The following is a 7,102-nucleotide window of genomic DNA, read 5'->3' as shown; positions in this document are numbered from 1 at the left end:
GCCCTTCAGGATATCAGAACCGGCCGCTAGGCCGAATCAACGACCAGAAACGGAGTTTTTCATGAGCACTCTTCTTGCTGTTCCCTCCGCCATGCCCGGCGGACTTGACGCCCAGATGGGGATGCATTTCGGCCATTGCGATATTTATACTCTTGTGGAAATTGAAGACGGCGCCATTAAAAACGTGACGACGCTGGAAAACGTGCCCCATCATCACGGCGGCTGCATGGCCCCCGTGCAGCATCTGGCCTCCCACGGCGTGAAGGCCCTGCTTGCCGGCGGCATGGGCATGCGTCCGCTCATGGGCTTCCAGCAGGTGGGCGTGGAAGTATTCTATGCGGGCATGTTCCCCACCGTGGGCGCTGCCGTGCAGGCTTTTCTGGAAGGCAAGCTTCAGCCCTTCTCCCTGGAATTCACCTGCGGCGGCGGCCATCAGCAGGCCCCGCAGAACTGAGGCGCGCGATGGAGGCCCTTGTCATAACGCCGCGCCCGGATTTCTGGGATGCGCTTCGTCCCGCCTTTGCCGCGCATGAGGCTTCCCTCCGCTGTGTGCCTACGCTGGAGGAGGGATATGCCCTTCTGCGCACGTCGCGCTTCGATCTGGCGCTGCTCGACCTCGACGTCGATACCGATGCCCTGCGAAAGGCGGCGATAGGTGTTCTTTCCATCAATGCCATGGTCAACATGGCCTCCGTGTGCGGTATGGGGGAAGAGAAGTTCCACAGCGCCATGGAAGGCCTCGGCCTTATCATGGACCTGCCGCGTACGCCCGATGAAGCCGATATCGGCCGCCTGCTGGAGGCGCTGCGCGTCATTATGGGCTGAATCTTCCCTGCCGGAGAGCGGGGGAAAGCATACTCTTTCCCGTGGCCGGGCCGGCTGCCCCCGCGGTTTTTGTACGGACTATGGTCCAAGGCCCTGAAACGGCCGGATGCTCCTCCTGGGGCATCCGGCCGTTTCTGCGTTTTGTCCACAGTGGGCGGAACTTCACTTTTCTTTACAATTTTGCCTGTTGCCTTTTACGATTCATTTACGATACCATCATGTACTATGGAACTATGGCTGGGATGAGCGGGCGCACCTCAGAAAGCAGGCGTCGCCATGTCTTCCGCCTCGAAGTGTGAGAGTTTTTCCTGAAAGAACAAGGCTCTTGCGGGAGTATGCAGGCTCTTCAGGCATAGATTCCGTGTACGGAGCGCCATGTCGGGCAAAAGTGCATTTTTATGCCCCGCATGGTCAGGCACGGCCCGGCGTTTTCGGGGTGCGCGGGGCTTTTCCGATGTTTTTCACCGTGTTCGTCATGGTGTTGAGTTCCTGCGGGGCAGGGCATGAAGGAAGAGAAGAACGGCAGGCTGCTTTTGATCGACGACGATATGGAGTTCTGTCTCCTGGTCAGGGATTACATGGAGCTTCAGAATATCGTCCTTGAATACCGTGCGACGGGAGAGGAGGGCCTGGCTGCCCTGGAGAAAAAGCACTGGGATCTCATTCTGCTCGACATGATGCTCCCGGATATTCCCGGAGTGGAGGTGTTGCGGCGCATACGCATGAAAAGCGGCGTACCCGTCATTATTTTTTCCGCGCACAACGATGAGACCGACCGCATCGTCACTCTGGAGCTCGGGGCGGACGATTATGTGCCCAAATCCTTTTCCTCCCGCGAGCTGCTCGCCCGTGTGCGCGCGGTGCTTCGCCGAAGTGCGGGCAATACGGGAGAAGGAAGGGAGGAAACGCTTCAGGTTCACGGCATAGAGCTCAATCCGCGCACGTTTCAGGTTTCCTTCCGGGGCAGGCCCATAGAGCTGACCTATGTGGAATTTCAGCTCCTTCAGGCCATGATGAGGGAACCGGGGCGCATTTTCTCGCGCGAAACGCTGCTTACCCTCTTTGCCGACAAGGAATGGAACAAGTTCGACCGCAGTGTGGACGTGCATATTTCCACCCTGCGCAAGAAACTGGCCGATGCCACGGGGGCAAACACCCACATACGCACGGTGCGCGGCATGGGCTATGTCTTTATCCGGCAGGATGAGGCATGAAAGTATTCAGCTGCAATCTCTATGTGAAAATCTGCCTGTGGATGCTGCTCAATCTGGCGCTTCTGGCGGCGCTGGGTTGCGGGCTCGCCTGCTATGCCCTGACGGGCAAGGGGTACGACGGCATACTTCCTGCCTCCCTGTTCAGTACCAGGGCCGACAGCGCGCTGCGTGTCATCAGCGCCAATCTCCAGTACCGCTCCGTGCTGGAATGGGAGGAACTTCTGGAGCCTCATGCGAGGAGTCTGCCCGTGCGTATCCATGTTCAGACGCTGGATACGGAGTCCATACGCGACGGGGATATTCCGGCAAGGATGGTGGAACAGGCCCGGACGCTCCCCCGGGCCATTTACGCCTTGTGCCCTTCCCCGGAAGTCATGTTCTGGGATCCTATGGGCGGAACCATGTTTGCGGAGAAAAACAGCAACGTGGAATACGGGCTTCCCCCTGTCCCCCGGCTCTTTTCCGGCATACGGGCGCGCCTTCCCGCTACTGGCTGGGGCGCATCATGTACATTCCCGACAGCAACCGGCAGATACACAACGTGCTGGTCGTCATGGAATCGGACAGGGTGGACGGGTACGGGCTCTTTTTTGACGTCAATGCCCTGTGCCTTCTGGTGGCTGCCATACTCGGGGTCTCATTCCTCTGGTGGCTGCCTTTCGTGCATCATCTTTCCCGCCCCCTGCGCCGTATGGCCAGGTACGCGGATGAGATGGAATTTGAAACTTTTTCTCTGGTGGATAAACCCTTTCTGCACGACCGCGAATTTTCCGGCGCGCGAAAGGACGAGATAGGCAGGGTGGGCTATGCTCTGGTAGCCATGACGCAGCGCATAAACCGAATGCTCACGGGGCAGCGGCAGTTCATCCGTTATGTGGCCCATGAGTTGAATACCCCTCTGGCCAAGGCCCAGATGGGGCTGGGCGTGCTGGAATGTAAACTGGAAGGCGACGAGCGGCTCCGTGTGCAGCAGGTACTCAGGCATATCAAGCGCCTTTCCGTACTGACGGAAGAGGTCATCGCCTATCTTCAGGCCAAGGCCGCCATGCGCACTCCCAGGGAGGAACCGGTGGAGCTTGCGCCTTTCCTTGCTTCCATCATTCAGGGCGAGGCCCAGGGAGAAGAGATACTTCTGGAAGTTGACGCGGGCCTGTGCCTGTGTACCGACAGAGAGTATCTCCAGCGCAGCGTGGGCAATCTTCTGCGCAACGCCCTGCATTATGCGGCCGGTTCCGGCCCCGTCCTTCTCCGCGCGGGAAGAAAGGATATGGAAATCGAGATCCTCGTGGCAGATCAGGGCCCCGGAGTACCGGAAGAAGACCTTCCTTCCCTCTGCGAGCCGTTTTTCCGTGGGCGAGCGGCCGTCACACATCCCGGAGGCACGGGGCTTGGGCTTTCCATTGTCAAATACTGCACCGAGGCCTGCGGCGGCAGGATGGAATACGGCAATCGCAAGCCCCGGGGCTTTGCCGTATCTCTGTGTTTTCCTGTGAGGAAGAAAAAAGACTGCTGCCGGTCAGGCGATACATTGTCGTGAAATGTAAAGAAGTCTTTACAATACTTTTATTTCTCTTATCACAAATTCTTCTGTTTTCGAGTATTCTTATCATACCTGAAAAGCTCTTTTTTCCATCCATGCTGATGAGTCATGCCGTATGCATGTGTGCAGATCATGCGTTTTTTCCTGACGATATCAGGTGTGGCGAGGCGTTGTCAGCCCCCGGAAAAGAGAGCCTTCATGGAAAACGCTCTAACAGGAGAAGTATGGATGTTGAAACTTTCCCGAATCATGGCTTTAGGGGCGGCTCTTTTTATGGGAACTTCCTTTGCCCAGGCCGTGGAAAAGCCGCAGGAATGGGAACTCGTCAATCCTACGGGCGTGATCCGGCAGGCGCAGATAGAGCCCGCGGCGCGCATCACCACACTGGAAGGCAAGACCATAGCCCTGCGCTGGAACAGCAAGAACAACGGAGATCTCGTGCTTGACCGCATCGCGGAGCTTCTGGCACGGAAGTATCCTTCCGCGAAGGTTATCAAAACGTACAGGACCAACCCTGAGCTGAACATCATTTCCGGTTCCGCAGAAAAATCCGACGGCATCGTCAAGGCCATAGCGGCGGTGAAGCCCGACCTTGTCATTGCCGCCCAGTGTGACTGAGGCAGCTGTACCTCATGGCTGGTAGTTGACTAGTGCAATCTTGAAAAGTCCGGTATTCCCACAGTGACCATCGTTACCGATCAGTTCGCCACGCTGGCCCGCGGCACGCAGCAGAGCCAGGGGATCACGGACATGAGTTTTGTGGAGATTCCCCATCCTCTCGGCATGATTTCCCGGGAGGAAGTCAACGCGAAAATCGACGCCGCCTTCGACAGCATCGTGGATGCCGCCATTCACTGGACGCCGTCCTCGGAGAACGCGGCCAGACAGGCGGCCCCGTATCCTGCCAGGACCTTTAAATTCACCGGTACCTATGCCGATGTGAACGACCTGTTCGCCAGGCGCAAATGGTCGCTTTCCCTTCCCATCGTTCCCCCCACGGTGGACAGGGTGAAGCAGATGCTGAAGGGCACGAAGCGCGATCCTTCCGAAGTGCTGTGGGTGGTACCGCCGCGTGAAGGCATGCTCACGGTGGAACTTGTGGCGACTCTCGGCGTCATGGCCGGAGCAAAGCCCGAGCATATGCCGCTGCTCATTGCCGCAGTGGAAGCCATGGCCGACCCCCTGGCCACCTTCCGTGGGCCGACGACTACGACAGCGGCCGCCGTGCCCGTGTTTTTCATCAGCGGCCCCATCATAGAAAAGCTGAAGCTCAACTCCGGCACAGGCACGGCCGGCGGCGAGAATCCGGTGACCAATGCCCTCGGCTACTTCGTCAACCTTGTTGCCGACGTGGTGGGCGGTTCCACGCCGCCGAACTTCGACAAGAGCACGCACGGCACTTCGGCCGACCTGGTGGCCATGGTCTTTACCGAAAACAACGAAGGCCAGGTATGGAAGAGCTATCCTGAAACCATAGGCTTCAGCAAAAAGGATAGTGTGGTAACCTTCTTCGGCGCCTACTCCGGAGGCTCCAATATCGACCATGGTGCGAAAAGCGGGCAGAGGCTGCTTACCACCATCGGCGGGGGTATCCTCGGCATGGCTTCCGCCGCAAGTTCCTGCTTCGCCGATGCCGATGAAGGCGACAGCCTGACCAACAAGACGCCGTTCGTGTTCGTCGTGCTGGGGCCGGAACATGCGAGCCTTATTGCCGGGGACTTCCCCGACAGGGAAAAGGCCAAGGATTACCTGCGGGAAGTCACGGCCATGCCGTACAAGTTCTACGGCGACGGGCTCTGCATACCGCCGGAGGATTTCGGCCCGTATGACGACAACACCCTGATCCCCCGCTACAAGAAGAGCAAGTCCATAGAGTTCTTTGTTTCGGGCGGCCCGGGCAAGCAGACGCAGATGTGGATTCCTCTGCCGAGAAGCGTCGCGGTGTCCAAGAAAGTCATGGAATAGGAGAAAGTTCCCGGCAGGGAAGTGCCGGGGCTATCATGGATAACCCGTAAAAGGCCGGATATGCGCATGCGTCCGGCCTTTTACGGCACAGGGGATGCCGCCGGGGCGGGCGCGGATGCCCGGAAGCGCTGCTTTTTTTCTTCCGCTCCCGCGCCGTCATGGAGAAAGGCCTTTTTTCCGGCGTCGTCCATGGCCCTTTTGAGGAGGAATTTTTCCCGGGGGCAGGAAGGTCGACGGAGGCGGAGGCGGCCCCGCCGGGGCAGGGGATGAGCTCTTCCTTGCGGATGCGGGCCCCGGGCCTTGCAGTGTAGCCCCGACAGGGGCTTCTCCGGGCTCCGGGGAGCTTTTCAGGAGGTATGCCGTGCGCCTTGTCCTTTTTCTTGCGATGCTCCTTGCTTTTTCCTGCCCTGCCCGGGCGCTTACCGTGTGCAGTCCTTCCGGCTTCACGGAAGCGGGCATGCCCGTGGATGCGCTTCTTACGGGTGCGGGAGCCGATGCCCGGGATGTTCATGCCCGGCAGGAAAGCGTTAAGGGCGACGGGGATGTGCTGGAAGCCTTCAATGCTTTGTTCCTGGCCCGGGGCTGGGGCGACGGCCTGCCCCTGATCCCGCCTACACCCGAAAGGGTGGAAAAGATGGTGGCGGGCTGCGGCCTGCCCGGAGACCTGCCCATTGCCGTGCTTGCGCCCATGGGCGGCGTGGCCACGGTGGAGAATATCGCCGTCAACGCGGTGATGGCGGGCTGCGAACCCAGGCATATGCCCCTTCTTACGGCTGCGGTGGAAGCGGTGAGCCAGCCGGAATTCGACCTTCGCGGCATGGCCACGACCACCAATCCCGACGCGGTGCTCATGATCGTGAGCGGCCCCATGGTGGAAAAACTGGGTCTGAACGCGGGGTGCGGAACCTTCGGCCGGGGCAGCCGGGGCAATGCCGCCGTCAGCCGGGCGCTTCATCTCATCATTCAGAACGTGGGCGGGAGCCGCCCCGGCATAACCGACATGTCCAATCTGGGCCAGCCCGGGGATTTTGTCATGTTTCTGGCGGAAAATGCGGGTGCGAGCCCGTGGACTTCCTACCACACGGAGATGGGCTTTCCCGAGGAGAGCAATGTCGTTACCGTGGCAGCTGTGGAAGGCTATGCCGGTATCATGGGCATAGGTTATGACGGCAGGGAATACCTTGAGCTTATCGCCGCCTGGCTTCGCGGGCACGACCGCCCGTACCGCAGCGCCGTCATACTTGTTGTCGCGCAGGATACCGCGAAGATGCTGGAGCGGGAAGGCTGGACGCGGGAGAATATGCGCGCGTATCTGCGTGAACATGCCCGCATACCGCTTCGTGAGTGGAGGCGGCTGTATCATGCCGAAAAGGAAAGGCGCAGAGGCGTGCCCCGGGAAGCGTTTTCTCTGCGCGATGGCAATGCCCTAGTTCCCAAGCCATTCTGGGACGCCATGCCCATCATCGTGTCAGGAGGAGCAGGGGAAAAGAGCATGCTCATGCCCTGCTGGGCTGCCGGGCGCATGGTGAGCCGGGAAGTCCGACTGCCGCAGGAGCGG

Annotated in this window: 4 protein-coding genes and 2 pseudogenes; all 6 read left to right on the top strand. The window is 59.5% G+C overall.

Going from position 1 to position 7,102, the window contains the following annotated elements; all coding sequences use genetic code 11:
* Positions 1-61: 61 nt before the first annotated feature.
* Positions 62-454, top strand: a complete 393-nt coding sequence (locus tag K8W16_RS09985) for a NifB/NifX family molybdenum-iron cluster-binding protein (protein WP_304123176.1) — start codon at positions 62-64, stop codon at positions 452-454.
* Between the two features lie 8 nt (positions 455-462).
* Complete coding sequence (locus K8W16_RS09980; RefSeq protein ID WP_304123173.1) at positions 463-825, top strand: hypothetical protein; 363 nt, start codon at positions 463-465, stop codon at positions 823-825.
* A 503-nt stretch (positions 826-1,328) separates the two neighbouring features.
* The gene (locus K8W16_RS09975; protein ID WP_304123171.1) at positions 1,329-2,039 is read left to right on the top strand and encodes a response regulator transcription factor; all 711 of its coding nucleotides are present in this window, start codon (positions 1,329-1,331) and stop codon (positions 2,037-2,039) included.
* A 505-nt stretch (positions 2,040-2,544) separates the two neighbouring features.
* On the top strand, positions 2,545-3,576 hold the full coding sequence (locus tag K8W16_RS09970; protein ID WP_304123168.1) for a HAMP domain-containing sensor histidine kinase: 1,032 nt from the start codon (positions 2,545-2,547) through the stop codon (positions 3,574-3,576).
* Positions 3,577-3,807: 231 nt separating this feature from the next.
* Positions 3,808-5,544: pseudogene (locus tag K8W16_RS09965) on the top strand (UGSC family (seleno)protein).
* Positions 5,545-5,905: 361 nt separating this feature from the next.
* Positions 5,906-7,102 (top strand): annotated as a pseudogene (locus K8W16_RS09960) (hypothetical protein); the annotation flags it as partial.

The organism is Mailhella massiliensis (genome assembly GCF_020741395.1).
GTDB lineage: Bacteria > Desulfobacterota > Desulfovibrionia > Desulfovibrionales > Desulfovibrionaceae > Mailhella > Mailhella massiliensis_A.
This window is presented reverse-complemented; position numbering and strand designations above follow the sequence as displayed.

Coding starts and splice junctions, on each gene's coding strand:
- K8W16_RS09985 (WP_304123176.1), top strand. CDS start 62: ATGAGCACTCTTCTTGCTGTTCCCTCCGCCATGCCCGGCGGACTTGAC.
- K8W16_RS09980 (WP_304123173.1), top strand. CDS start 463: ATGGAGGCCCTTGTCATAACGCCGCGCCCGGATTTCTGGGATGCGCTT.
- K8W16_RS09975 (WP_304123171.1), top strand. CDS start 1,329: ATGAAGGAAGAGAAGAACGGCAGGCTGCTTTTGATCGACGACGATATG.
- K8W16_RS09970 (WP_304123168.1), top strand. CDS start 2,545: ATGTACATTCCCGACAGCAACCGGCAGATACACAACGTGCTGGTCGTC.